Raw genomic sequence first — 22,767 nt, 5'->3', positions numbered from 1 at the left:
GCTCCCTGACGGGAGCTTTTGCGGGTTACCACGTCTGTCGGTTGTACCAATCATCAATGTCTTTTTTGACGCGATCTTTTTCAATTCCGTACCGCTCTTGAATTTTTCCTTCAAGCTGTTCACGGCGTCCGTTTACTTGATCCAGATCATCGTCAGTCAGCTTTCCCCACTGCTCTTTGATCTTACCTTTGATCTGCTTCCAATTCCCTTCAACTCTGTTCCAATCCATTAGGATTCTCCTTCGTTTAATGGTTTTGATACAATGAACTAACGAAGCACAACGAGAATGGTTCAATAAAAGCTGATAAAATTTACATATTTAACATCGTCTACTAAGTGCTGGAGTTTTCGAATTTATGTAGTTGCTGCCCACAAACAGGGTGCTGGTCTGTAATATTGGCGCTTTAAATTAATTTCGGAACCAAGATAGCCCTGTAACATTCCTTTTATGAGCGGTGGCCGTGTCAACCGAACATGATGGTAATGAAAAACACTTTGATTTTTTCGGTTTCTCATTGTGGCCAACGAAATGGCAGACGAGTTTCTATCCCATCCGGCTATCGTTCACATAATTATTTTATGGGAGAGAGCCGTGTCACAATCTTCAAAAAACTCAAATAAAGCAAAAATTACTGCCTCCCGACAAAGGAAGCTGCAAGCGCAGGTTTCCGATAAGAAAACGAAACATTCATACGAGTCTGAAACTGGTGCACGTGAATATCCGGTTCCACCTTTTCCGAAGCAAAATATAGCTAAGCCAGGGTCTGAAGCAGTTTTGAAACCCGAGCCCATGTACGATGCGCCGTACTACTCAGGATCAGGAAAACTACAGGATAAGGTAGCACTTATTACAGGTGGAGATTCCGGCATTGGGAGAGCCGTGGCAGTTTTATATGCGCGTGAAGGTGCAACCATTGTAGTTTTATATCTCGAGGAGAAAAAAGACGCCGAGCTTACAAAGCAAATGATCGAGAAAGAGGGGCGTGAATGCCTCTTAATTCAGGGAGATGTGCGGGATCTGGAATTTTGTGAAAAAGCTGTTTCCGATGCTGTAAAAATCTTTGGCAGGCTTGATGTCCTGGTTAATAACGCAGCTTTTCAATTACATGCTAACCGCTTTCAGGATTTGTTGCCGGAGCATTTCGATGAGACAATACAGACCAACTTGTATGGTTATTATAATATGACAAAAGCTGCATTGCCTTTTTTGAAAAAAGGAGCGGCGATTGTTAATACCGGTTCCGTCACAGGATTGAGGGGAAGCAAGAAGCTCGTTGATTATTCAATGACCAAAGGTGGTATTCACGCCTTTACCCGTGCACTAGCCGCTAATTTGCTATCAGACGGCATTCGGGTGAATGCGGTAGCTCCCGGGCCTGTATGGACCCCGCTCAATCCTGCCGATAAAGAGGCTGCTGATGTTGCTGAGTTTGGTGCTGACACCCCAATGAAAAGACCCGCGCAGCCGGAAGAACTTGCACCCGCTTATGTGTTTTTAGCTTCTGAGCAAACAGCGAGCTACATAACGGGAGAGATTTTACCTGTAATAGGTGGATATTGATAAAATAATGGCCTTGAGCTGACGCGCCAAGGCCCTTAACTTCATAAAATAAACGGCTAATTCTCCGGAGTCGTTTGTAATGAGTGAGGCGCTTCCTGAGTGCCTACAGTTTGTTTGTTGGGCTTATTTACTACCCACACTAACAGCAATAGTAGAACTATTATTAAAATGAGGTAGCCATATTTCATAGTGCATAGCTCCTTCATGCATTGATGACTGCCCGGTACCAACCCGGACAGTCATCATAAATATGTGTGCGTTATGGCGTGGTATTGGTTTGCGGAGTAGCCGGAGCGGGGGATGCCGGCATTTCCGTTGGGCTCTCTTTGTTTGCACCTGCGGGATCAGCTACACCTTCCGGGAAAAGCGATGAACGGTCGAAAGTCGGCGCAGCATTCAGCTCTTCTTTGGTTGCTTTAATGACTAGCCATTTCTTACCATCGCTACGCATAGCAAGCTGTAATTGATCTGGGCTTACCGCTACATCTTTTTCACCTACACCCAAAAAACCACCAACACCGATTACAGCAGCTTCAATCTGACCTTCGGGGCTCGTAATAAGGTCATTCAATTTACCGACAGACTGTGCGCCATTTTCCGAGCTATCATAAACGGATTGTCCGATGAATGATGAGACAAGAAGCTGCCCTGGCTTTGCTTCCAAAAAGCCAACCTTATTGGTTTCAGCAGCTGTATCCGAAGGTTGATTTCCGAACATGTTCTGCGTTTTAACGGTGGTTTGAAGCTGCTGCTCCATTGGCGCACTTGGCGTGGTAGTGGTGTCGCTAGTCTGAGCATAGGCCGCACTACCAATAAACAAGGCACACGATGTTGCCAGAAGTTTAGCTCTCAACATAACTATCTCCTTTGCACGTATGTTATAATTTGCTAACATTCGAACGGCGAAATAGTTCCAAAATATAATTTCAGTTTCTTTCAGCTTGGCTTTTTAGAGCTGCATGATGTTCGATTTTATCTCTTAATTTTTTGAGTTCCTCTAATGGTAGATGCTCAATTCCAATGACCCTTTCGTCGGCATTTTTTAGAGCGTCAATCAACTCATCAACCTTTGTGTGAAGAGCGCATGAGTCTCTATTTTGTGAGTTTTGAATAAGAAATACCATTAAGAAAGTTATTATTGTTGTAGTTGTGTTTACAATTAATTGCCAGGTATCAGAATAATTAAAGAATGGTCCTGATAGCGACCATATAATTATAAATGTAATCGCTATTAAAAATGAGCCATAATGCCCAGTAATTTTGGTTATTTCCTCGCTTAAATTAGAGAAATATTTACCCATACCGATCTCCCTTATTATTTCCATTTATTACATTATGTTATCGCTTGATTGATACTAAATTTTGGAACAATCAGATTCCCTCCTCGTTAGTAAAATATCAACAGGAGGTTATATGATGAAACTCAAACTGATCACTCTGACATCTGCGTGTATTTTTATGACTGCAAGTGCGTTTGCTCAATCTGGGGCTAATCCACAAAACACGCAGACTGACACTAATAAGACACCGGCAATTGTCACGCCGGATTCAACCAATCCTGCGGCACCGGTCAAAGGTGAGAACAGCTTCACAGAAGATCAGGCAATAGAAAAAATTGAATCTGCCGGGTTTAGTGAAGTCAAAATGCAAAATCTGGATGCTGACGGCATTTGGCATGCAACAGCTCAGAAAGCCGGTGCGAGTGTGAATGTTCTTATGGATTATCAGGGTAACATCACAACCTCCAATCCATAATATCACAATCGAATTGCTTTATATTAAAGGGAGAAGATTATGAAAAATATTACAGCGCTATTTGATGACTACTCAACCGCTAAACAGGCCGTTCGTGATTTGGAAGCAGCAGGTATCCCTTCAGATGATATCAGTATCGTCACTCATGACGCGAACAAAGAATCCGGAGCCGCTGAAGGAGTTGGAGTAGGTGCAGGTATTGGTGCGGCAGTAGGTGGCGCGGGTGGCTTGCTGACGGGGCTGGGGCTGTTGGCAATTCCGGGTGTTGGACCAGTTGTTGCTGCGGGCTGGTTGGCTGCGACAGCCGCTGGCGCGGCTGGAGGTGCGGTAGTTGGTGCTGCTGCTGGCGGTTTGGTTGGAGCTCTGGCGGAAGCAGGTGTATCCGATGACGATGCGCAAATGTATGCAGAGGGTGTGCGTCGAGGTGGTACCTTGGTAAGTGCCCATGTAGCAGATGAAAAATATGGTATCGCGCAGCAAATTCTGACGCGTGCAAACATGGTCAATCTGGAAGAACGCCGTCGCAGATATACTGAAGAGGGCTGGGAGCGTTTTGATCCGGATGCACGACCATATAGTGTGGATGAAATCGATGCGGAGAGATTACGTTATCGATAAATAATTATTAAAGGCAGAGTAATCTGCCTTTAATTTTTTCCGAGAAATTTTAGTTATGTGTATGATTATTAAGAAAAATATTTTCTTTTTCTGAATCGCTAAATTGATGCTCGGAACTTAAATCTCTTCATATCGTTTTGCTCAATTAACAGGAGGAGACAAGATGAAAACTCTAGCTGATATTTTTCTGCATACCCTAAAAGATGTTTACTATGCAGAGAATGCAATAGTTAAAGCTTTGCCTAATGTAGCTAAGGCTGCACAGGATGCTAAACTCAAAGAAGCGGCAGAGAAGCACTTGGAGGAAACCAAAGGTCAGATCGAGACTTTGAAAAAGGTTTTCAAGTCTATCGGTAAATCCGCGGAGGGCGAAAAGTGTGATGCTATAGAAGGTCTTATTAAAGAGACTGATGGGTTGATAAAAGAGGCTTCAGGAACAGCCTTAAATGCCGGATTGTTGGCAGCATGTCAGGCTGTCGAGCATTATGAGATTTCCCGTTATGGGTCCTTGCGGGAATGGGCCAAGCAATTAGGTCATGAGGAAGCCCATACCTTACTTAGTGAAATTTTGGATCAGGAAAAAGCCACTAATAATAAACTAACTAACTTGGCTATCTCCTCAATCAATAAGCCGTAACGAATGATATATGCAAATATGAGAACATCGGAATTATTCGATGTTCTCATATAGTTTGGAATAAATTTTAGAATAGATACTCTTCAATTTCGGAAATTAATTTTGCAATTTTCTGCGGGTCTTTTTCTCCGCTTTTATAAATATTTATCACGGCTCTTGCCAAAACATCCTTGTTCTCATCGGATGTAGGACACCGGCCAAGAATATTGCAAACCTCATCATAGGCTTGTTGCAGCATATGTAATTGCTCTGGTGTATAGGCACCAACGATATCAGCTTTTTTAAAAGGCATTTTCTTATCCCGCTTCTAGTCATCAAGATAGACTGATGGCAGCGGATGAAATTGTCATATCAAGATTTGTGAAGAGATATGACCAGCTGAAAAAAACCATAAAAAGCCAATAATTATAAAACCAAGCAAATTTACGTTTTGCATACGCTTATAAATTACTTAGCCTCTTTATTCTTTTTACGTGTTTGAGCTGCTTTTTTTGCCGTAGCGGATCGTTCGCTCGCACTCCTTGGTACGGCTACCTCACCACCCTTTTTGCCACCTTCTTTCGAGGCGGGGTGATCGGTTTTCTTGCCTCTTCCAGAGCCGCCGGGCATTTTACCGCCTCCATCATCTTTGTTTACGGTTGCCCATGCGCGGCTTTCGGCTTCATCTTCAGGGATACCTTTTTTCTCATAACTTTCAGCTATGTGTTGTGCTTTTCTTTTCTGTTTGTCTGTATACTTAGATTTGTCGCCACGGGGCATGATTTGCTCCTTTCTACAATTTGAGTGAATACCAGGTTCACACTGGTATGTTAGTCAACGGTATAGAATTGGAGATGTTCCATATTTAGGAATTTTGCCTCAACGAAATTTGAATAAATTCTCGAAGGGATCTGATTGTCCCTTTAATTTGGCGGAGATTATATCTGCTGCTATCTTGCTGAATGTTATGCCGTTGCCTCCATATCCCATAACTGCAAATACGTTTTTATGATCAGGCACTTCACCGATCATCGGTATACCAAGTTTGGTATCTCCAAAGGCAGCGGCCCAACGAAATGCCGGCGTCCCAATATTTATATTCAAAAGAGTGCTGATTTTTTCCGCAATAGTGTTTGTTTTCTCAGCTAATAATTGAGGATCTTTGTATGCTTCCGGGCTTTCCGTGTCCTCACCGCCAGCAATTAGGCGGCCGTCATAACCGGTGCGGAAATATAAGTATGGATCTGAACCTTCCCAGACTAAAAAATCATTCAGCCAATGCGGTAATCTGATATTTTTCCGGCTTGCTAAAGCCCAGGTCGAAATAATTTGATGATTTTTATTTTTTAGTGATTGTAAAAACTCGTACCCAGTACAAAAGATTACGAACTTTGCTGAATAAATTTCGCCTGCAGAAGTTGCCAGTATCACTTGGTCATTTAAAGATACAAAGTCAGTTATCTCAATATCTTGTATGATTTCTGCTCCGTGTTTTTGAACGAGCTTTAGTAAGCCAGCTGTCATTTGAGCCGGATTTGCGGATGCAGAGTATGTGCTTACAATTCCTGCAGTGCGGTTGATATTGAATTCGGTTTTTAGAGATTTTTGATCCAGATATCTGGCATCAATCTGGGCAGAGTTACGAGCTTTGGTCTCTGTCAGTAGGGCACGTTTTCCGTATTTATCACCCGCCAAATACAGCGCAGATTTGTGCTGCATCTGACAGTGAATTCCATGTTTTTTGATAAGTTTATGTAAATCGCTGACGGCATTTACAGAGCGTTGCCATATTGTTTCTGCCTGGAGTGTTCCGGTGTGCTGGACCATTTTGTGGAGAGGCAGATCAATTTCATGCTGCAACATAGCAGTACTGGCCATAGTACTCCCATGCACAGGTGTTCTTTTATCCATGATGGCAATTTTACGCTTATGACCGGTTAGTGCTTCGGCAACCAATGCACCGCTAATTCCCGCACCAACAATAATGATATCAAAGTTACGTGTTGAAGCTGTTTTTCTCGTTCTTACAGATATATGGGGTGTAGTCTGCCAGTAAGGCAGCGATACTCGGAGTTTTTTCTCAACTGTTACACCCGTCTTTTTCATATCCAGATCCTTTGTGAGTCAATCACAAGGCTAACTTTTCAAAAGTGAAATGGTTCAACATCACCTTAGGAGATTTGAACAAATGGAATACGCAGAACTGCCAATGCTCGGCATTCTGTGAGTGTTAAGGATATGCTGGCGATTTCACTCATCCTGATTATCGTTGAAGTTTTTGATCGACGATAAAGAAAAATATGGGTCAATAAAAAAGGCCAGACAAAATGTCTGACCTCTCGCGGTAATGTTTTCAACTGTGCCAGTACATCCGTGGTCAAAGTCGAGTTATACCAAATTATACAGCCTGAAGATTGGTGGCTGACATTTTGCCGGAACGGTTATCACGCTCTAAGTCGTAACCGATTTTCTGGCCTTCTGCGAGTTCACGCATGCCAGCACGCTCAACAGCTGAAATGTGAACGAACACATCTGCGCTGCCTTCATCAGGCTGAATGAAGCCGAAGCCTTTTGTAGAATTAAACCATTTAACTGTGCCAGTGGCCATAACGAACCCTTTCATAGCAATAATAGAAAACCACAGCGTATGAACGCCGTGAAAGTGATAGCGATTTTTTGAAGGAAGGTTCGTCAGAGGCGCATAGTGTGCGCTAAAAGCAAAGCTAAACAAGCAAATATCGATATCAAAAATATAGGTACTTAGCTGTCCTGTGTCAACCTTTGGTTTTTATTTTATAAAAATCTACTTTTGGTTGTTTGTTGATTTGGTAGTTGCTGGAACGATCATGTGCTAACGCCGCCGGTAAATCCCTCTTTATCAACTACTCCTAATCTTGTTTATTTTTATCGGTGAACTACTCTTATTTATTCCATTGGAGATAATGATATGAGTGGTTTGCTGGCGCTTTTAGATGATGTGGCTGCCATCGCGAAGGTAGCTGCAGCTTCTGTCGATGATATTGCTGCCAATGCAACGCGTGCCGGCACAAAAACCCTTGGTGTTATTATTGATGATGCTGCAGTAACGCCAAATTATGTTGTCGGAATAACTGCGGCTCGCGAACTTCCTATGATCGCCCGAATAGCTATGGGGAGTTTGCGAAATAAGGCCTTTCTCATACCAGGTTTATTAGCATTGGATTATTATTTTCCGGTTGCGGTGACTGGGCTTCTAATGATTGGCGGTGCGTATCTTTGCTACGAAGGCGCAGAAAAAATCTGGCATAAGCTAATTTCCTCAAATTCTCACGAAAGCGGTGAGACTGATGAAGCTCAGGATCCTACAGCGCTTGAAGAAAGTCGTGTCTCAGGCGCAGTGAAGACGGATTTCATATTATCTGCCGAGATTATGACGTTAGCTCTCTCAATGATTGAATCCCGATCTTTATGGATTGAGTTAGTAACATTATGCTTGGTTGGTCTTATGGTAACACTGCTTGTGTATGGAGTCGTCGCTGTAATCGTTAAACTTGATGACTTTGGTGTGCTTCTAGCCAAAAAAGGCAGATTGTCTTGGACGCGTGCTTTTGGTCATTGGACGGTTCGTTCTGTTCCCAAATTATTGTGGCTACTGACCGTAATCGGCACCGCAGCGATGCTTTGGGTCGGTGGGAATATCTTCATTCACGGAATGCATGAATTGGGGATGCATCAGCCGAATGGATTCATAGAGTATCTGGCGACATTAGCATCAAGCAAGGTTTCAGAAGCCTTTGCTGCTGTGGCTAACTGGTTAGTGACTGCATTTTCCGATGGTATATTCGGCTTTATACTTGGTTCACTTTTAATCCCTGTTGTCGGAAAAATATTCTTTCCGACTTGGAACTTAGTGATGAACAAAACAAATCAATGAGCATTTCCATAAATTTGTTTAAGATACAGGATTGAACCGTTGGTTCATTTCGGCATGTTTAATCCATCGTCCTTATGCTCGAAACAAAACCACTCTGTGCCGAAGCGACCTTTGAAGCCGTAGGCTCCCCAGTTCTTGCACCCTTTATGTAAGCAATAATGGATATAAATACCTTTGGATGTGCGGAATTTGATATCGTCGCTCATGCCAGCCCTCCGGTGAAGCCGGACATCTCATCCAGCCGAACCATGGCCATACGCATCTGACCTTTGCAGCCCCGTGCCTTGCATCGTGCGCGTTTCTCAATCTCATCCAGGTAGAGCTGTTCACGGCCTTTGGCTGTGCAGATTGTGGCCTTATTAATGTAAACAAGCCTGCTGCATTTCTTGCAGATCATTTCCAGCTTTTGAGTGTCAGATAAATCACTGACCCTGTAGTTTGTTTTCCAGTTGCCCATTAGTAGAAGTCCTCCGCAGAGGGGATGCGCACATAACTGATCTTACCGCCGACATGGCCACCCGCTGGCGGCTTCCATTCACCCATGTGAACAATCGTGCTGGAATATTTGGAATTGAGCGCATCCATAGCGCCATTGGCTCTTTCCCATTTCTGCCGGATTGCATCATCATTGTTGAAGATATCCAGCTGACGGGCATTGGCCTCGCTCAAATCCATCAGGGTGACGCCGACACGGAAAATGGTTGTGCGCCTTGGCAGCTCTCGCCGTGCGCATTCCCAAAGCGCTGTATGCGCCGTCATAATGGCTTGCTCATCATTCACGGTCGGCATTTTGATCGTGCGGAACCATGAACCGCCATCGATTGCCATCCAGAGCCATAAGCCGCTGGCATAGTATTCCTCACGCCGAAGCCGCCTGCCAGCCTTCACCAACAGCAGGCGCGCAATCTCATAGGCGCCATTAATGCTGCGGCTCTCCGGCGGCAATACGCGGGCATGACCATACATGCCGCGCTTCTGTGGCATGGCCTGAATGTCGTAGCCGTGCAGCGCCATCCACAGCCGCTCTCCGTTCACACTTCGCCAGATTTTACGCATATGCTTTGGCTGTAGGTTGTAGAGCTGCTCGGTTGTGATCACTTGACTATGAGCAAGCCGCATTTTCATGCTGTGGCCAACGCCCGGAACATCTTCCAACTTCACCTTAAACAGCGGCTCCGGCATCATATGCGGGTGCCAGATTGCTAAACCATTGCCATACTGACCAACATTCTTGCTGGCGTCCTTACCAGCTTTACAGGCCATCTTTGCCAGCTGCCGGTTGGCTGCGAAGCCGATTGAACTTGTGATGTATGGCCCGATATTCTGTCCAATTCTCTGCTTGATCTGAAGTGCCAAGCCTTCCGGATCTCGCCGTCCGCGCTCATCCAGAATGCATGTCAACTCATCAATGCTCTTAGCCGTATCAATCGGGATAACCGTTTCAATTTCACAGAGTAGGGCGTTGTGAGCGCGGCGATACAGGTCAGGTTTCTGCCCCACCAAAATCAGATCAGGGCAGAGTGCTTTCGCATCCTTAATCCGCATGACGTTTTTCACGCCATAGGCTTTCGCTTCTTTTGAACAGGCGATTACGGCCGTACGATCTGTGCCTTCGAATGGCACAACGCCAACAGGCCGACCACGCAGGCGCTTATCGCATTGCTGTTCTACACTTGCAAAAAAGCCGTCAAAGTCGAGGTAGAGACGTTCAATTGTTTCTGGCTTACGCATGGCACAACAAATCCGTGGCGCAAACGAGTGCGCAAAAGGTCGGTAAGTTTTTAAAAATTCAATTCTGTTCTACAAATGTTCTCAATCTTAAGAAGAGTCAAGACAGATTCTAAACAGCTAATAGACGTTGTGAATTACGGGAGTAACGTCTGTTTAAGCGTCCCATATTCGAATTGATAGGCGCCTTCTGTTGCATACATTCTGCGTGTCAAATAGCGTGTAACCATGGCTTTACGAAAACGAACATTACCATCCGGGAAGAACGCTTGGCTTGTCGAATACCGCGACGGTGAAGGCAAGCGGAGGTTTAAGCAATTCACTCGGAAAAAGGATGCCGATGACTTCCTTTTGACCGTTCGTGGTGAAGTTCGTCATGGTACGCACGTTGCTGAATCTGAAAGTGTTACTGTTCAGAAGGCTGGCGAATTATGGCTGTCTGCAGTTGATGCGCGCGGGCTTGAGCGCTCTACGGCTAATCAGTATGCGCAGCATGTAAATCTGCATATTTCTCCATTTATCGGCGCTACCAAACTTTCGAAATTAAATATTGCTGCGGTACGCGCATTCGAAGATAGATTGCGTGATGAGGGTCGTTCTCCTGCAATGGTTCGAAAGATATTGGTGAGCCTCGGCTCATTGTTGTCAGACGCACAGGATCGGGGTTTAGTTGCTCGCAATGTTGTGCGTGAAAAATCAAAAACTCGTAGTTCCGGTACGGATCGCCGTATTGAAAAACGAAAGAAAGGCAAGCTAAAGGTCGGGGTGGATATTCCAACCACAGAGGAGATCCGGTCAATCGTCATGGCACTTGAAGGCAGGTGGCGACCATTATTTTTAGTGGCAATTTTTGCAGGACTGCGTGCCTCTGAATTACGCGGCTTGCGGTGGAGTGATGTCAATCTGAAGAAGGGAGAGGTGCATGTCACTCAACGTGCAGATCGGTTCAATGAAATCGGAGCTCCAAAATCGGAGGCAGGCGAGCGTACCATTCCCGTGCCGCCAATTGTGGTTGATGCATTGAAGGCATGGAAAAAGGAATGTCCGCAAGGTGCACTGAATTTATGCTTTCCAACAGGAGCTGGAACCGTTGAAGGCTTAGCGAACATTCGTCGACGTGGTTGGGCGCCAACACAAATTAAAGCCGGCGTGACTATAAATACCGGCCAAACAGACGATGAAGGGCAGCCTGTAGTCGAAGCAAAATACTCAGGCCTGCATAGCACACGGCATTTTTTTGCTTCTTGGCTCATAAACCGCAAAGAAGATGGCGGCCTTGGGATGCCACTAAAAGTAGTCCAATCACGTATGGGACATGCTACAATTAATGTCACTGCTGACGTATATGGACACCTGTTCCCATCTGACAGTGCTTCAGATGAGTTGGCCATAGCGCAAAATGCATTGCTTGGAAGTGCAACATAGTGCAACAGAATTTATAAATTATCTATATATAACAATGGAATTAGGAAGATTGAAAATCCGCGTGTCGGCGGTTCAAATCCGTCTCCGGGCACCACTTTAATTCTTCACTACTTAGCTTTGAAATTTTTCAATTGCAGCTTTGCCGTTTGTTTTGGCTTTCTGTGAAAATCAGTGCGGTATTTTTCCGCTGAGTGCTGTGTAGCACGCAGTCAGCTCATGCATGGCCGCTTCCGGCTGTGCAGATGCAAAATAATAAGGGCCGATTTGCAGCTTTTTTGCTGTTGAGATCAGTTTGATCCAGTTCGCTTCCCCGCTCAGCTCAACCGTTAATGTACCGGCGAGGGGCATGGCTTCGGCTTCGATTTCGCGATCATTGATAAAAACCGGATAGCGGCCGATATTTTCCAGAAACTCCTGAGCAACTGACAGCATGGCGGATAACAGCGGCACCGTCTGGTCCGGTGTTGCTTTGACAACCACTATTGAAAACTCGCTCTGCTCTGTGCCTTTCAGAGAGATAAAGCAGGAGCATTGTGCGGTCTGCAACGTCCAAGCTTCTATCTGCTTTTCAGACAAAGCATGATCCCCGTCTTCTGCGCTGCACATTTCCGGTTCTGGCGGTTTGGGAACCGAGAAATATAATGTCCACAGAATGATGACGGAGAATGTTGAGAGCATCACTTATCCGAAAATATCCCGCTGATGTGTTTGAAGCGGCAGGAACACTTCAAGCCGTCAGCAGCAGCGTAATCATCGCAATTGCGGCCAGAGGAATAACCGCCCAATAATATTCTCTGCGCAATTTTCCTGTACTGACCGACAGGGCAATAAGCATCGCGGCAACAATCGGAATAACGATAAACACAATATCAGTCAGTGACATGAGATACTCTTCAAAGGATTTGCAATTGCCGGAGCAAGCCAATCCGTAACATAAAAAAATGACAAAGCCTTATGAAAATGAAGAGGGGGAGCAAATCTGCTCCCCCTCTTGTTGTTCTGCGGCTGCGTAATCAGGCGACTTCGGCAGCGAGGCGTTTTTTCTGGCGTGCCCTGCGGGCAAGTACCGCCGGAATAATTGCCACGGCTGCGGCCAGTATCCAGAGGATCAGCGAGATTTTACTCTGGAACAGGATGGAGATATCTCCGCCGCTGATGGCCAGTGCATTGCGCAGGTTCACCTCCATCATATTGCCGAGCACAAAGCCCAGAATAATCGGCGCCATATCGAAGCCCGCTTTACGCAACAGCCAGCCGACCATGCCGATGGCAAGCATCAGCAGCACTGCAAAGACAGATGCATGGCTGGAATAGACACCGATAATTGAGAGGATGAGGATACCCGGTACCAGAATCCAGTTCGGCAGAGTCAGAAGACGCGCAAATATATTGACGAGCGGCAGGTTGAGTAACAGCAGCAGAATATTACCGATGAACAGGGAGGCAATCAGACCGCCCACAATTTCAGGGCGTTCGGCAATCAGCATCGGGCCCGGCTGAATATTATAGAGCATCAACGCACCGAGCATAACGGCAGTGGTGCCTGATCCCGGTACACCCAGCGTCAGCATTGGCACAAAGGCACCGCAGGCTGTTGCATTATTCGCCGCTTCCGGTGCCGCAAGGCCGCGGACATCGCCTTTGCCGAAAGTACCCTCCGTGTCGGAGATACGTTTTTCAGTTGTATAGGAAACAGCACTGGAAACGGATGCGCCGGTGCCGGGCAAAACGCCGACGATGAAGCCGATGAAAGAACCGCGCAATGTTGCGCCGGTTGAGCGCACAACATCACTCCAGCGGGCAAACATACGTCCCATATTGCGGATAACAGTATGGCCTTTGGCCTGATTTTCCAGAATGAGTAATGCTTCCGAGATTGAGAAGAGGCCGATCACCAGCACAACAAATTCAATACCATCGCCGAGTTCCGGTTCATTGAAGGTGAAGCGATAGGCACCGGAGGTGGCGTCAAGGCCGACGGTTGCCAGCATCAGGCCGAGCACACAGCCGATCAGTGTTTTGGCAGGTTGTGAACCGACCATGGAGCCGAGTGTGGCAAAGGCAAACACCATCAGTACAAAATATTCGGCCGGACCAAAGCCGATCGCAATACCGGATAGCAGTGGTGCAAAAAGTGCTAGACCTGTTGCGCCGATCATACCGCCGACAAAGGAAGCCAGACCGGACAGCATCAGCGCTTCACCGGCACGTCCCTGACGCGCCATCGGATTTCCGTCCAGCGCTGTCATCACCGCACCGGCATCACCCGGTACATTGAGCAGGATTGAGGAAATACGACCACCATATTCGGCACCGCAATAAATGGCTGCCAGCAGGATCATCGTGCTTTCCGGCGGCAGACCCATTGTATAGGCAATCGGCAGCAGCAAAGCGATGCCGTTAATGGGGCCGATGGCGGGCAGGGCGCCGACCATGGTGCCGATAAAAGCGCCGATCAGGCCGATGAGAAGATTTTGAGTTGTCAGGGCAACGGCAAAACCGTTCCAGAGATAATCAAGATTCATGTGAGAAATTCCTTTCGGCGGAAAAATGGCCGGCTGAGATACGGCCAATCAGCCAAAAACAATGCCCTTGGGCAGATAGACTTCGAGCAAATAGGAAAACACAAACCACCAGAGCAGGGCTTGTACTGCGCCACCTGCCAGTGCGAATTTCAGTGGTGCGCCAAACAGGGCTGCAATTATGGTAACGATGAAGAAAACAGTCAGCAGAAATCCCGCGGTTTCAAGCATGAGCACGGCCACAACCAGTGTCAGAGGCACGGCCAGCACCCGCAACAATGTGGCTCCGCGCGGAAAATCTTCAGCCTCACCCGGATTTCTGAGATAAAAGAAACATAGCAACCCGAGAATGATTGCCAGCATCACCGGCACGACCCTCGGTCCGAGCGGATCTGAAGCAAAAGCATAGTCAATGCGACTGCCGCCGATGCCGTAAACCACGGCCAGCACCAGAAAACAGGCCGCATAAATCAGTCCTGTACGTTTTGAATTGACTGAGTTTTCGGACATAAATTGCCTCCTGCATCGCCGCCGGTAAGGCGGTTGCCGCATAATTTGTTCATGGCTTTGCGAAGATGCTGCTGCATATCCGGACACAGCCAGAGAAGTTTAGAAGTGAAACAGATTGGTCCTGCAATACCGGCAAAAGCTCAGGATGCGGGATCAGTCAGGGTGCGGAGCCGCTATGCAGGCGGCACGGAATGGAGGCCGCGCCACCCGCAAGGTTGCGTTTACATACCTGCTTCTTTGGCCAGTGTTTTAAAGCGTGCTACGTCAGCTTTAACCTGATCGTCAAAAGCCTGCCCGATCTGGGTATAGGCATAAAGGCCGCGGGCTTCACGCTCCTGAGCAAATTCCGGTGTTTCTGCCATTTTGGCAAAAGCATCGACCCACCATTTATAATCAGCATCGGAAACATCTTTGCCGACATAGTAACCGCGCCAGACCGGCCAGTCGATTTCAACGCCTTGTTCGCGGGCAGTTGCCACATCTTTGAGATCGCCCGGCAGACGCTCCGGTGCCATCACCGCAAGAATACGCACTTTGCCTGCGGCATGATGCTTTGACATTTCCGCAGCATCGCCGGCGCCGACTTTGACATGGCCGCCTTCCAGAGCAGTCAGAACTGCGCCGCCGCCCTCAAGCGCGACATAGCGCATTTGTTTCGGATCCTGACCGGCGTTTTTGGCCAGCAGCGAACCCTTCATCCAGTCCTGCGAGCCGACTGCGCCACCGCCGGCAATGGCGAAGTCAGAAGGGTTTTCCTTATAGGCTGCAATCAGCTCCTGAAGGTTTTTGTAAGGGGAATCTGCGGCCACAACCAGCACGCCGTAATCTGTGCCGAGAGCACCAAGCCAGCGGACGGCATTTTCATCATATTTACCGAATTTGCCCTGTGCGATCAGCAGCGCCGAGCCGGTGGAGGCTGCTGCGATCATATTATTATCGGCTGCGCGTTTGCCGATGACATGATTATAAGCAACTGCGCCGACGCCGCCTTCCATATAGGTGACAGCCATTGGTTTATTGATTGTTTTTGTCGCCAGCAGTGCATTTGCTGCCAGACGGCATGTCAGATCAAAACCGCCGCCTGGCTTCGCCCCCGCGAGACATTCCGGTTTTGACGGTTCGGCCTGAGCACTTGCTCCCGCAGTGAAAGCCACTCCGGCAACGGCCAATGCACCGATAAATAGATGTTTCATATGCGCTCCCTCTCATCCGCTCTGCTGGCGGTTCCTCGCAATATCTGAACGACAACCGGTAGTTTTACATCGCGGTGTGAAGACCGCAGTAACCGGCATCACAGACATTCCTCCCAGTCTGTGATCGGGCGAAACTTCCATATGAACCTGTCATGAGACTGTCACCGAAAATAGATTTTCATGTTCTTGTGCGCTGCGCTTTTCTCATGTTAACTCGGTATTATGCGCATTTTTTTGGTGGAAGACACAACTGATGTCGGGGAGGCAATCAGCCAGCGCCTGCAAAAAACCGGTCACCTGATTGACTGGCAAACAGACGGCGCTGTGGCTGCGGAAATTCTCGGCTTTACCGAATATGATCTGGTTATTCTCGACGTTATGCTACCCGGCATGAACGGTTTCGAGATACTGAAACATATCCGTAAGACCGGTAATATGACGCCGGTGCTGATTTTGACGGCGCGTTCCGAGGTTGAAGACCGTGTTGGTGCGCTGGATATCGGCGCGGATGATTATCTGGTGAAGCCTTTTGATTTTCGTGAGCTTGAAGCGCGTATCAGGGTGCTGTTACGCCGCAAAAACGGCGGCGCTACCAATCTTATCACCTGTGGTGACCTTATTCTTGACCGGCAAAGCCGCTCGGTCTCGGTCGGTACAAAAGAAATTCAGCTGAAAAGGCGTGAAATCGCAATATTGGAACTGCTGCTCTCAAGGCCGGGGCGGTTGTTCAGCAAGGGTGAGCTGATGGATCATCTCTACGGTTTTGATGAAGAGGTAAACAGCAATGCTGTTGAGCTTTATATCAGCCGTCTGAGAAAAAAGATCGAGGGCGCACGCGTCAGGATCATTACACAGCGCGGTATCGGCTACCAGATGGTTGCAGATAATGGCACGTGAGCATTCGCTTTTTGGCAGGCTGGTTCTGCGGGTCACGATCATTCTGACTATCGGCGCGGCCTTGCTCATCACCGCTGCATGGTATTACGGGCGCAGTGCTGCCAGCCAGACCTATGACCGGTTGTTGCTCGGTGCTGCTTTGCAAATGGCCGGAAGCCTGTCCATCGAGGATGGCAAGCTGAATGCCAGTCTGCCGGTTTCGGCCTTTGAATTGCTGGGATTCTCACAGGAAGACCGTATCTTTTACCGCCTGATTGATACGGAAGGGCAAACCCTGACAGGTTATCGCGATCTGGCCGGTTATATTGATTATACTGCGGCGCGGACGGGGCCGGTTTTTCTCAATGATGTTTATCGCGACACGCCTGTGCGTCTCGTGGTTGTTTCCCGTGTTTTGTCGGATCCGCCTTTATCCGGATGGGCATATGTGCTGGTGGCGCAAACAACCGAAGCCAGAAATGCGCTGACACAGGAGATTACCAGTCGTGCGATTTTGCTCGTTATTCTGATGAGTTTTCTGGCACTGATCGCCGGAATTCTGGCAATACGCTATTCGCTGCAACCCGTGGCGGCGCTTGGCAGCGCGCTGCATAAACGCGATCCGCAGGATCTGACCCCGCTTGATCTTGATATACCGACCGAGATGAAGCCGTTTATCGGTTCGATCAATCATTTTATGAACCGGCTCGACCAGAGGGTGATGCTGCTGCAGCGCTTTATTGCCGATGCGGCACATCAGATACGCACGCCGCTGACAGCTTTGGCCGCGCAGGCGGATATGCTGGAAACAGAAACGCTGCCTGCAAATGCACAACATTCCCTGCAACGTATGCGCGTTCGTATCACGGAATTATCAAGACTGACGGGGCAGTTGCTCAATCATGCCATGGTCATTCACAGGGCAGGGACAGTGCATCTGGAAAAAACAGATCTGGTTATTGTCGCCAGACAGGCTTTCCGCATGGCTGTGCCGGTGACAGTTAACCCTGATATTGTTGTGTCATTTGAGGCTGCGCAAAAGCAAGTGCCGGTAGCGGGGGATATTGTCAGTCTGCGCGAGGCAATTGCCAATATTATCGATAATGCCCTGCGCCATGGCAGTAAGACTGAACTTGCGGTCAGGGTTTCCGCAGAAAACAACCGTGCTCTGGTGGAGGTTTCTGATGACGGGGAGGGTATCCCGCCTGAAAAATGGCCACATGTTGTTGAGCGCTTCATGACATCGAAGCCGCATGAGGGTAATTCCGGTTTGGGTTTTGCCATCGCTTCGGAAGTTGCAACCGCCCATAGCGGTCTGATCCGCTTCAGGGAGAAAACTGCGCATAGCAATTTCTGTGTCATTCTGGATATTCCGCTGGGGCAGGACACATGATGAACAAAGATCAGGCTGTGAGATTATCTGTGCTGGCAGTTTGGTTTGTGACTGGTTTTGCATCTCCTGTCAGCGCTTCCGAGGGGACATTCAGTCTGTTTCCTGCCCTGAAACCAGAAACAGAGCGTCTGCAAATCAGCGGGGCGATGGATACAGCGGCGATTGCGCCTTTAATCAGGGACTTTCAAAAGCAAAGACCGGATATAGCTGTTGCCTATAATGATCGTGTAACCAATGATCTTTACGAGGATGCGGATGCGGCCTGTATGGCTAAAACATCTTTTGCTGATGTTATTTTATCATCCTCTGTCGATCATCTGGTCAAACTCGCCAATGACGGATGCGCCCGATCCTATCAGTCGCAATATACGGTCAATGTTCCTGAGTGGACGCAGTGGCGCAATGAAGTTTACGGCTTCACTTTTGAACCGGCCGTTCTGGTCTATAACAGCGATTATGTGGCACCGGATGAAATGGCCGCAACACATGGCGAACTGGCTGATCTGCTGCGCAGAAAAAATGCTTATTATTTCCGCCGTGTCGGAACCTATGATTTGCGGACATCCGGCATAGGCTATTTGCTTGCTTTTCTTGATGCGCAGCAGGCATCTGCGACTTACGGGCGGTTGCTGGAAAGCATGAGCCGAACAGAGAGCGCATTATATTGTTGCAATAATGATGTGCTTCGCAGGCTGGAAAGCGGCGAACTCTATATCGGTTATAATATTCTGGGCTCTTATGCTTATGCCGCGCAAAAGCGGAATCCCAAATTACGCATAACGATGATGCGGGATTATACGCATATTCTCAGCAGGGGTGTCTTGCTGCCGCGTTACGCAAAAAACTACCGCCTCGGGGAAAGTTTTCTGGATTACCTGCTTTCACCGCAAGGGAAGGCGGTTGCTTTGCAGGAAGGGATTTCATTTCCGTGGGATGGTGTGCCGCCGTCAGACATTAATGCGCCGGGATCTTTGCTGACATCGGGCATTGGCAGGCCGATACGGATCGGACCTTCCTTGCTGGCGGCGCAGGATCAGATGCGCAGACAGCGCTTTATCAGTGACTGGCAGGACGCAATGCTGCCAGCCTCGCTGGAGCCGTGAGGGTAGCAGAATAATAAATCTCCGGAATATTGATTGAGTATTCCGGAGATACTGTTTTAAGAACTGGGGGCTTAGAATTTATAGGCTATACCCAGCCGTATATTGTTGGTGGTGAGTTTTGCCTCCACCAGATCATTATCGTCGATGCCTTTTTTACCATAGTCGCTGTAGCGATATTCAGCACGCAGCAACAGATTATTGGTCAGGGCGTAATCAACACCCGCGCCGAGTGTGAAGCCGACATTGGTATTGGATGTTGTACCGAGATCGGTGTTTCCGGTTGTCAGATTATGTTTAATACCTGCAAAAGCCACACCACCGGCGACATAAGGCAGCCAGCGTTCATAATTGATACCAAAACGGACACGGAGCGCGCCTTCCCATTCAACGCGGCTGTTCCAGACATAATTACGTGTACCGATGAGAATATCGCTATCTTTGCTCAGATCAGAATAATTAATGTCGCCTTCAAGACCGAATAAATAAGCGTTTGAAAACTCCCAGTTATAACCGGCATAAAGACCGCCCATAAAGCCGTTTGAGTTTGCAGACAGATCGCTATTATAGCCGTATAGCTTTGTCTTCGCCCAATTATATCCGACCTGACCGCCGATATAGGCACCACCCCAGATTGAGGATTCATCATAGGCAGGTGCTTCAGGGCTATTGTAAACGACATCAGCCGCATGAGAAATATTTATACTTGAAATAAAAAACGCAGCAGTTAATAGTAAAAATTTATTTTTCACACAATGACTCCTTATTAAAGCATGAGTAATCAGTATATTTAAATTCAATCAAAATGATGTAGTAAAAATACAACTAGAATTAATGTTATTTCTTCTTATGTAAAACGAAAATTATTAAAGTATAAGTGTTTTTATAAGGCAATATAATTTTAAAATTATTTATAATTTATATAGTTTGTTTAAATTGTATTTTAATTAAAATTGTTAGTGTAATGATTTACGCTTGCACGTGTGGGGCAGGGGCGATACGCAAAGTCTTGCCCTTGTTATTTATACAAACGCAGTTTCATTTCCCAGCGGTCTAGACCGTCTGCAAAGCCGTTCGGGATTACTTTTACAGCTGTGAAACCAAAACCCTCATAAAATCTGCGGGTATGTTGACTAGTCTCTAATACTACCTCATCAATATTCGGTGTAACCCGCGCCAGAGCCAGTCTTGCCTCTGTTAGGCTGGTTCCTAATCCCTGCCCATGAAAATTTCTGTCTACCATACCCCAGGATAATCCGGTCTGACGTTTTGTTGTCTCAATCACTAGACCGCCGCAGGCAATGATGGAATCTTTGTGCGTCAGCACCAGATAGGGCTTGTCTGCATGATTGACGCACTCCAAATGTTGACAAAAATCTGCATATTCTTCTGGTGCAAATTAGAGTGGCACATTGCTGGTGAATACTGCCAGACATGCGGCAAAGTCACTGGATTGGTAAGGTCTGATAATGAGATCAATCATATTATGATTATAGCGGGATCAGCATTCGGTTACTATATGTGGTATCAAAGCAGCGTTAAGAATATATCCAAACACTGATTGCAACATCTAACATAATCAGTCGCGGGCAAGAGCTGCCACAGGGTCAAGCTTGGAGGCATTGCGCGCGGGCAGGAAGCCGAAACAAATCCCGATCAGGCTTGAGCAGATAAATGCGGCGATGATTGAGAATGGCGAATAGATCAGTTCAAATGGTGTATTGAATTGTCTGAACAGCCAGCCGAAGCCCATTGCCACCATAATACCGAGAAAGCCGCCGATCAGACAGACAAGCACGGCTTCGATCAAGAATTGCTGCAATATATCGCTGCGTCTTGCGCCGACAGCCATCCGCACACCGATTTCATTGATCCGCTCGGAAACGGAAACCAGCATAATATTCATCACGCCGATACCGCCGACCAGCAATGAAATCAGCGCAATGGCTGAGACCAGCAGGGTGAGTGCCTGCGTTGTGCTGGTGATGGTTTTGCGGATATCATCAGTGTTCAGGATGGTGAAATCCTGCTCACCATGCCGCTGGATCAGAAAAGCGGTGACAGCTTTTTCTGCCAGTTCAGGAGACGTATCATCACTGATGCGCAATGTGAGGCTGCGCAAAACGCGTGAACCGGTCATACGGGTCTGCACTGTGGTATAGGGCAGATAGATGGACAGGTTTTCACTGGAGCCGAACCCGCCCTGTTCCGGCTGCATGATGCCGACAATTCTGACCGGCACATTTTTGAGAATGATAATCTGGCCGACCGGACTGCCGTGGAAATTCGCGAACAGGGTTTTGCGCGTATTCTCGTCAATCACCGCATCCAGCGCGATATCCTGAACACTTTGCTCGTCAAAAAAGCGCCCTTCAGCAATCTTACTGCCACGGGTGACAAAATACTGGTCGCTGACACCATTAATCAGGGCATTTGCTTCCACGCCGCCAAAACGTGCTGTGGCCGGTGTGGAAACCGTCGGCGTTGCGGCCATAATATAGGGCTGTTTGGCGAGCTGATTGGCATCATCAATCGTCAAAGTGGTGATGCGGGCAGACATACGGTCGCCAAATCCGCGTCCGGGGAAAATCTCCAGCGTATTGGTGCCGAGACTGCTGATCTGGTCGAGCACCTGCTTTTGTGAGCCTTTGCCGAGTGCCACAACACAGACAACCGAAGCAATGCCGATAATAATACCGAGCATTGTCAGAAAAGTACGCAGCCGGTGCGCATTCATCGAGCGCAGCGCCATCAGAAAAGCTTCGCCGAAACGATCAGCCAATGTGCCCAGCGATGAGTGCCCGCCTTTGCCTGTTCCCGTTGTGGCGGCAATGTCGCTCTCAGGTGCCTGCGCTGTTGCAGCCTTCTCGTCGCGGGTGGTGTCGGAGATGATTTCCCCGTCGCTGATCTCAATGATCCGTTGCGCCCGCTCGGCAACATTGCGGTCATGGGTCACGATGATGATCGTTTTGCCTTCACGATGCAGTTCTTCAAGGATTTTCAGAACTTCCTCACCGCTATGGCTGTCCAGAGCACCGGTTGGCTCATCGGCCAGAATAACATCGGCATTATTGATCAGCGCACGGGCAATAGAAACACGTTGCTGCTGACCGCCGGAAAGCTGGCCGGGTCGGTGGTGAGTCCGGTCTCCCATGCCGAGACGGTCAAGTATGTGAATGGCCTGCTCCTGCCGGTCTTCACGGTTTTGACCGGCATAAATTGCGGGGATTTCAACATTGCCGACAGCACTCAGCTCATTGAGCAGATGATAGCGCTGAAAAATGAAACCGAAATGCTCGCGCCGCAACTGGGCGAGTTCATCGGCATCAAGATCGGAGGTTTCCCGTCCCGAGATGAAATATTTGCCCTCGGAAGGTCTGTCGAGACAGCCCAGAATATTCATCAGAGTGGATTTTCCGGAGCCGGAAGCACCGACAATCGCCACCATTTCACCGTGGCCGATCGTCAGATTGACGTCTTTCAGCACAGTGGTGAAACCGTCGCCCGAAGGGTAATGACGATAAAGATGCTCGAGGGTAATCAGCGGCTTATCCATC

General features: G+C 47.8%; 26 protein-coding genes and 1 pseudogene. 9 read left to right on the top strand and 18 right to left on the bottom strand.

What is annotated here, in order from left to right:
* Positions 1–25: 25 nt before the first annotated feature.
* On the bottom strand, positions 26–229 hold the full coding sequence (locus BKD14_RS13600; protein ID WP_022709807.1) for a CsbD family protein: 204 nt from the start codon (positions 227–229) through the stop codon (positions 26–28).
* A 363-nt stretch (positions 230–592) separates the two neighbouring features.
* On the opposite strand from BKD14_RS13600, the gene BKD14_RS13595 reads away from it, so the two are divergent.
* Positions 593–1,561, top strand: a complete 969-nt coding sequence (locus BKD14_RS13595; protein WP_075656942.1) for an SDR family oxidoreductase — start codon at positions 593–595, stop codon at positions 1,559–1,561.
* Positions 1,562–1,820: 259 nt separating this feature from the next.
* Here BKD14_RS13595 and BKD14_RS13590 read toward each other — a convergent pair whose 3' ends face one another.
* Together BKD14_RS13590 and BKD14_RS13585 are read right to left on the bottom strand one after the other, a co-directional pair.
* Entirely contained in the window at positions 1,821–2,417 is a 597-nt protein-coding gene (locus BKD14_RS13590; protein ID WP_075656822.1) for a PRC-barrel domain-containing protein, read from the bottom strand.
* A 70-nt stretch (positions 2,418–2,487) separates the two neighbouring features.
* Positions 2,488–2,862, bottom strand: coding sequence for a low affinity iron permease family protein (locus BKD14_RS13585; RefSeq protein WP_075656821.1), 375 nt, complete (start codon positions 2,860–2,862; stop codon positions 2,488–2,490).
* Positions 2,863–2,977: 115 nt separating this feature from the next.
* On the opposite strand from BKD14_RS13585, the gene BKD14_RS13580 reads away from it, so the two are divergent.
* The 3 genes from BKD14_RS13580 (at position 2,978) to BKD14_RS13570 (ending at position 4,571) form a co-directional block, all read left to right on the top strand.
* Positions 2,978–3,316: a hypothetical protein gene (locus BKD14_RS13580; RefSeq protein WP_075656941.1), complete on the top strand. Its 339-nt coding sequence runs from the start codon at positions 2,978–2,980 to the stop codon at positions 3,314–3,316.
* Between the two features lie 39 nt (positions 3,317–3,355).
* A complete protein-coding gene (locus BKD14_RS13575) occupies positions 3,356–3,934 on the top strand; it encodes a general stress protein (protein WP_075656820.1) in 579 nt (192 codons plus the stop codon).
* A 163-nt stretch (positions 3,935–4,097) separates the two neighbouring features.
* Positions 4,098–4,571, top strand: a complete 474-nt coding sequence (locus BKD14_RS13570) for a ferritin-like domain-containing protein (protein WP_022709367.1) — start codon at positions 4,098–4,100, stop codon at positions 4,569–4,571.
* Positions 4,572–4,638: 67 nt separating this feature from the next.
* Here the strand turns inward: BKD14_RS13570 and BKD14_RS13565 are convergent, their stop codons facing one another.
* From BKD14_RS13565 to BKD14_RS13550, 4 genes are all read right to left on the bottom strand, one after another.
* Positions 4,639–4,863 (bottom strand): hypothetical protein, encoded by a 225-nt coding sequence (locus BKD14_RS13565; protein ID WP_075656819.1) that lies wholly within the window; start codon positions 4,861–4,863, stop codon positions 4,639–4,641.
* 155 nt (positions 4,864–5,018) lie between these two features.
* Positions 5,019–5,330, bottom strand: coding sequence for a plasmid stabilization protein (locus BKD14_RS13560; protein WP_075656818.1), 312 nt, complete (start codon positions 5,328–5,330; stop codon positions 5,019–5,021).
* A 99-nt stretch (positions 5,331–5,429) separates the two neighbouring features.
* Complete coding sequence (locus BKD14_RS13555; protein ID WP_075656817.1) at positions 5,430–6,656, bottom strand: FAD-dependent oxidoreductase; 1,227 nt, start codon at positions 6,654–6,656, stop codon at positions 5,430–5,432.
* Between the two features lie 292 nt (positions 6,657–6,948).
* Positions 6,949–7,173, bottom strand: a complete 225-nt coding sequence (locus tag BKD14_RS13550) for a cold-shock protein (protein WP_075656816.1) — start codon at positions 7,171–7,173, stop codon at positions 6,949–6,951.
* 324 nt (positions 7,174–7,497) lie between these two features.
* On the opposite strand from BKD14_RS13550, the gene BKD14_RS13545 reads away from it, so the two are divergent.
* Entirely contained in the window at positions 7,498–8,463 is a 966-nt protein-coding gene (locus BKD14_RS13545) for a DUF808 domain-containing protein (protein WP_075656815.1), read from the top strand.
* 44 nt (positions 8,464–8,507) lie between these two features.
* Here BKD14_RS13545 and BKD14_RS19345 read toward each other — a convergent pair whose 3' ends face one another.
* The 3 genes from BKD14_RS19345 to BKD14_RS13535 are packed head-to-tail and all read right to left on the bottom strand — an operon-like array spanning position 8,508 to position 10,194.
* Positions 8,508–8,669 carry a hypothetical protein gene (locus BKD14_RS19345; RefSeq protein ID WP_175576107.1) on the bottom strand — a complete coding sequence of 54 codons (162 nt, stop codon included), beginning with the start codon at positions 8,667–8,669 and terminating at the stop codon, positions 8,508–8,510.
* Positions 8,666–8,920 carry a hypothetical protein gene (locus tag BKD14_RS13540; protein ID WP_075656814.1) on the bottom strand — a complete coding sequence of 85 codons (255 nt, stop codon included), beginning with the start codon at positions 8,918–8,920 and terminating at the stop codon, positions 8,666–8,668. The genes BKD14_RS19345 and BKD14_RS13540 overlap by 4 nt, the downstream gene beginning before the upstream one ends.
* Positions 8,920–10,194: a type VI secretion protein ImpB gene (locus BKD14_RS13535; RefSeq protein ID WP_075656812.1), complete on the bottom strand. Its 1,275-nt coding sequence runs from the start codon at positions 10,192–10,194 to the stop codon at positions 8,920–8,922. Before BKD14_RS13535 ends, BKD14_RS13540 begins: the two co-directional genes overlap by 1 nt.
* 225 nt (positions 10,195–10,419) lie before the next feature.
* On the opposite strand from BKD14_RS13535, the gene BKD14_RS13530 reads away from it, so the two are divergent.
* On the top strand, positions 10,420–11,616 hold the full coding sequence (locus tag BKD14_RS13530) for a site-specific integrase (protein ID WP_075656810.1): 1,197 nt from the start codon (positions 10,420–10,422) through the stop codon (positions 11,614–11,616).
* A gap of 168 nt (positions 11,617–11,784) precedes the next feature.
* Here the strand turns inward: BKD14_RS13530 and BKD14_RS13525 are convergent, their stop codons facing one another.
* The 5 genes from BKD14_RS13525 to BKD14_RS13510 all read right to left on the bottom strand — a co-directional run bounded on the left by BKD14_RS13525 (position 11,785) and on the right by BKD14_RS13510 (position 15,841).
* Positions 11,785–12,294 carry a hypothetical protein gene (locus BKD14_RS13525; protein ID WP_075656808.1) on the bottom strand — a complete coding sequence of 170 codons (510 nt, stop codon included), beginning with the start codon at positions 12,292–12,294 and terminating at the stop codon, positions 11,785–11,787.
* Between the two features lie 49 nt (positions 12,295–12,343).
* On the bottom strand, positions 12,344–12,499 hold the full coding sequence (locus tag BKD14_RS19340) for a hypothetical protein (RefSeq protein WP_175576106.1): 156 nt from the start codon (positions 12,497–12,499) through the stop codon (positions 12,344–12,346).
* 130 nt (positions 12,500–12,629) lie between these two features.
* Positions 12,630–14,141, bottom strand: a complete 1,512-nt coding sequence (locus tag BKD14_RS13520; protein ID WP_022709607.1) for a tripartite tricarboxylate transporter permease — start codon at positions 14,139–14,141, stop codon at positions 12,630–12,632.
* A gap of 48 nt (positions 14,142–14,189) precedes the next feature.
* Positions 14,190–14,648, bottom strand: a complete 459-nt coding sequence (locus BKD14_RS13515) for a tripartite tricarboxylate transporter TctB family protein (RefSeq protein ID WP_075656806.1) — start codon at positions 14,646–14,648, stop codon at positions 14,190–14,192.
* A 221-nt stretch (positions 14,649–14,869) separates the two neighbouring features.
* On the bottom strand, positions 14,870–15,841 hold the full coding sequence (locus tag BKD14_RS13510) for a tripartite tricarboxylate transporter substrate-binding protein (RefSeq protein WP_075656803.1): 972 nt from the start codon (positions 15,839–15,841) through the stop codon (positions 14,870–14,872).
* A 222-nt stretch (positions 15,842–16,063) separates the two neighbouring features.
* On the opposite strand from BKD14_RS13510, the gene BKD14_RS13505 reads away from it, so the two are divergent.
* Genes BKD14_RS13505 through BKD14_RS13495 form a run of 3 tightly spaced genes read left to right on the top strand, consistent with a single transcriptional unit; the run spans position 16,064 to position 19,213 of the window.
* Positions 16,064–16,738, top strand: coding sequence for a response regulator transcription factor (locus BKD14_RS13505; RefSeq protein WP_075656801.1), 675 nt, complete (start codon positions 16,064–16,066; stop codon positions 16,736–16,738).
* The gene (locus BKD14_RS13500) at positions 16,728–18,110 is read left to right on the top strand and encodes a sensor histidine kinase (protein WP_075656799.1); all 1,383 of its coding nucleotides are present in this window, start codon (positions 16,728–16,730) and stop codon (positions 18,108–18,110) included. Before BKD14_RS13505 ends, BKD14_RS13500 begins: the two co-directional genes overlap by 11 nt.
* The gene (locus BKD14_RS13495; RefSeq protein WP_075656797.1) at positions 18,110–19,213 is read left to right on the top strand and encodes an ABC transporter substrate-binding protein; all 1,104 of its coding nucleotides are present in this window, start codon (positions 18,110–18,112) and stop codon (positions 19,211–19,213) included. Before BKD14_RS13500 ends, BKD14_RS13495 begins: the two co-directional genes overlap by 1 nt.
* A gap of 71 nt (positions 19,214–19,284) precedes the next feature.
* Here BKD14_RS13495 and BKD14_RS13490 read toward each other — a convergent pair whose 3' ends face one another.
* The 3 genes and pseudogenes from BKD14_RS13490 to BKD14_RS13480 all read right to left on the bottom strand — a co-directional run bounded on the left by BKD14_RS13490 (position 19,285) and on the right by BKD14_RS13480 (position 22,766).
* The gene (locus BKD14_RS13490) at positions 19,285–19,962 is read right to left on the bottom strand and encodes an outer membrane protein (RefSeq protein ID WP_075656795.1); all 678 of its coding nucleotides are present in this window, start codon (positions 19,960–19,962) and stop codon (positions 19,285–19,287) included.
* A gap of 266 nt (positions 19,963–20,228) precedes the next feature.
* A pseudogene (locus BKD14_RS13485) lies at positions 20,229–20,579 on the bottom strand (GNAT family N-acetyltransferase); the annotation flags it as partial.
* A gap of 210 nt (positions 20,580–20,789) precedes the next feature.
* Positions 20,790–22,766, bottom strand: a complete 1,977-nt coding sequence (locus BKD14_RS13480) for a MacB family efflux pump subunit (protein WP_175576116.1) — start codon at positions 22,764–22,766, stop codon at positions 20,790–20,792.
* Between the last annotated feature and the right edge of the window lies 1 nt (position 22,767).

This window comes from Pseudochrobactrum sp. B5 (genome assembly GCF_001939785.1).
GTDB lineage: Bacteria > Pseudomonadota > Alphaproteobacteria > Rhizobiales > Rhizobiaceae > Pseudochrobactrum > Pseudochrobactrum saccharolyticum.
This window is presented reverse-complemented; position numbering and strand designations above follow the sequence as displayed.

What these genes read in the sequence shown, in the direction of transcription:
- BKD14_RS13600 (WP_022709807.1), bottom strand. Translation starts at nt 229, where the DNA reads ATGGATTGGAACAGAGTTGAAGGGAATTGGAAGCAGATCAAAGGTAAG.
- BKD14_RS13590 (WP_075656822.1), bottom strand. Translation starts at nt 2,417, where the DNA reads ATGTTGAGAGCTAAACTTCTGGCAACATCGTGTGCCTTGTTTATTGGT.
- BKD14_RS13585 (WP_075656821.1), bottom strand. Translation starts at nt 2,862, where the DNA reads ATGGGTAAATATTTCTCTAATTTAAGCGAGGAAATAACCAAAATTACT.
- BKD14_RS13580 (WP_075656941.1), top strand. Translation starts at nt 2,978, where the DNA reads ATGAAACTCAAACTGATCACTCTGACATCTGCGTGTATTTTTATGACT.
- BKD14_RS13575 (WP_075656820.1), top strand. Translation starts at nt 3,356, where the DNA reads ATGAAAAATATTACAGCGCTATTTGATGACTACTCAACCGCTAAACAG.
- BKD14_RS13570 (WP_022709367.1), top strand. Translation starts at nt 4,098, where the DNA reads ATGAAAACTCTAGCTGATATTTTTCTGCATACCCTAAAAGATGTTTAC.
- BKD14_RS13565 (WP_075656819.1), bottom strand. Translation starts at nt 4,863, where the DNA reads ATGCCTTTTAAAAAAGCTGATATCGTTGGTGCCTATACACCAGAGCAA.
- BKD14_RS13560 (WP_075656818.1), bottom strand. Translation starts at nt 5,330, where the DNA reads ATGCCCCGTGGCGACAAATCTAAGTATACAGACAAACAGAAAAGAAAA.
- BKD14_RS13555 (WP_075656817.1), bottom strand. Translation starts at nt 6,656, where the DNA reads ATGAAAAAGACGGGTGTAACAGTTGAGAAAAAACTCCGAGTATCGCTG.
- BKD14_RS13550 (WP_075656816.1), bottom strand. Translation starts at nt 7,173, where the DNA reads ATGAAAGGGTTCGTTATGGCCACTGGCACAGTTAAATGGTTTAATTCT.
- BKD14_RS13545 (WP_075656815.1), top strand. Translation starts at nt 7,498, where the DNA reads ATGAGTGGTTTGCTGGCGCTTTTAGATGATGTGGCTGCCATCGCGAAG.
- BKD14_RS19345 (WP_175576107.1), bottom strand. Translation starts at nt 8,669, where the DNA reads ATGAGCGACGATATCAAATTCCGCACATCCAAAGGTATTTATATCCAT.
- BKD14_RS13540 (WP_075656814.1), bottom strand. Translation starts at nt 8,920, where the DNA reads ATGGGCAACTGGAAAACAAACTACAGGGTCAGTGATTTATCTGACACT.
- BKD14_RS13535 (WP_075656812.1), bottom strand. Translation starts at nt 10,194, where the DNA reads ATGCGTAAGCCAGAAACAATTGAACGTCTCTACCTCGACTTTGACGGC.
- BKD14_RS13530 (WP_075656810.1), top strand. Translation starts at nt 10,420, where the DNA reads ATGGCTTTACGAAAACGAACATTACCATCCGGGAAGAACGCTTGGCTT.
- BKD14_RS13525 (WP_075656808.1), bottom strand. Translation starts at nt 12,294, where the DNA reads ATGCTCTCAACATTCTCCGTCATCATTCTGTGGACATTATATTTCTCG.
- BKD14_RS19340 (WP_175576106.1), bottom strand. Translation starts at nt 12,499, where the DNA reads ATGTCACTGACTGATATTGTGTTTATCGTTATTCCGATTGTTGCCGCG.
- BKD14_RS13520 (WP_022709607.1), bottom strand. Translation starts at nt 14,141, where the DNA reads ATGAATCTTGATTATCTCTGGAACGGTTTTGCCGTTGCCCTGACAACT.
- BKD14_RS13515 (WP_075656806.1), bottom strand. Translation starts at nt 14,648, where the DNA reads ATGTCCGAAAACTCAGTCAATTCAAAACGTACAGGACTGATTTATGCG.
- BKD14_RS13510 (WP_075656803.1), bottom strand. Translation starts at nt 15,841, where the DNA reads ATGAAACATCTATTTATCGGTGCATTGGCCGTTGCCGGAGTGGCTTTC.
- BKD14_RS13505 (WP_075656801.1), top strand. Translation starts at nt 16,064, where the DNA reads ATGCGCATTTTTTTGGTGGAAGACACAACTGATGTCGGGGAGGCAATC.
- BKD14_RS13500 (WP_075656799.1), top strand. Translation starts at nt 16,728, where the DNA reads ATGGCACGTGAGCATTCGCTTTTTGGCAGGCTGGTTCTGCGGGTCACG.
- BKD14_RS13495 (WP_075656797.1), top strand. Translation starts at nt 18,110, where the DNA reads ATGAACAAAGATCAGGCTGTGAGATTATCTGTGCTGGCAGTTTGGTTT.
- BKD14_RS13480 (WP_175576116.1), bottom strand. Translation starts at nt 22,766, where the DNA reads ATGGATAAGCCGCTGATTACCCTCGAGCATCTTTATCGTCATTACCCT.